This window comes from Kitasatospora sp. MBT63, from assembly GCF_000710465.2.
Classification (GTDB): Bacteria; Actinomycetota; Actinomycetes; order Streptomycetales; family Streptomycetaceae; genus Kitasatospora.
This window is the reverse complement of the sequence record NZ_JAIZ01000773.1, coordinates 1,451-1,805: the sequence shown is the minus strand read 5'-3', so window position 1 is coordinate 1,805 and position 355 is coordinate 1,451. Positions and strand designations below refer to the sequence as shown.

At 79.2% G+C, this 355-nt stretch carries 1 protein-coding gene; it reads right to left on the bottom strand.

Annotation, left to right across the window (positions count from 1 at the left end; genetic code table 11):
- A partial coding sequence (locus AA75_RS40030) for a proline racemase family protein (protein ID WP_199520531.1) occupies positions 1-355 on the bottom strand: 355 nt, incomplete at both ends.

Here is a 355-nt window from a genome sequence, read left to right as displayed (position 1 = left end):
GCTGCGGTGGACGGCGGCCGAGACCCGGCCGGACGGCACGTCGATCCGGACCCGGGTGGTGCCGTCGGCGGGAGCGGCGACCAGGCCGGAGTCGACGGCCCAGGCGCCGAGCGCGATGGTGCCGTGGCCGCAGGCGGTCGAGTAGCCGTCCTTGTGCCAGAACAGCACCCCGAAGTGCGCCTCGCTGTCGTCGGCGGGCACCACGAAGCCGCCGTACATCCCGGCGTGGCCGCGCGGCTCGCGGGAGAGCAGCCGGCGGACGTCGTCCAGCGCGCTCGGGCGCGGGGCGGTGGCCGTGCCGCCGGCGCCGAGCGCGACGGCGCGGCGCTCGGCGACGGTGTCGCCCGGCACGGGC